The sequence below is a fragment of the Dyella sp. ASV21 genome, assembly GCF_016428975.1.
Classification (GTDB): Bacteria; Pseudomonadota; Gammaproteobacteria; order Xanthomonadales; family Rhodanobacteraceae; genus Dyella.
The window spans coordinates 1-314 of the sequence record NZ_JAELTT010000341.1; the positions used below are offsets into that span (position 1 = coordinate 1).

A 314-nucleotide genomic window follows, 5' to 3' on the forward strand; every position below is an offset into this window, starting at 1 on the left:
GCACCACACGGCCGCCGCCGTGCCGGCGATGGCCTTGCTTTCGCCGCTGGTGACCAGCGCCGCCACGATGGCGCAGGCCAGTGCCGCCAAACCGGCGCGCCATAGCACGCGCTTGAGCAGCGACATGTCGCTCTTACCCCAGCGCAGGTACGGCCCAAACGGCAACAGCAGCACCACCGGCAGCATCAGCAGGGTGAACAGAAAACCGAAGTACGGCGGACCCACCGAGATCTTGCCCAGGTTGAGCGCATCGCCGATCAACGGGAACAGCGTGCCCAGCAGCACCATCGCGGCAGCTACGGTCAGCATAAGGT

Annotated in this window: 1 protein-coding gene; it reads right to left on the reverse strand. The window is 66.2% G+C overall.

What is annotated here, in order from left to right; genetic code table 11:
- A partial coding sequence (locus tag JHD67_RS21865) for a cytochrome c-type biogenesis CcmF C-terminal domain-containing protein (protein WP_304487909.1) occupies positions 1 to 314 on the reverse strand: 314 nt, incomplete at both ends.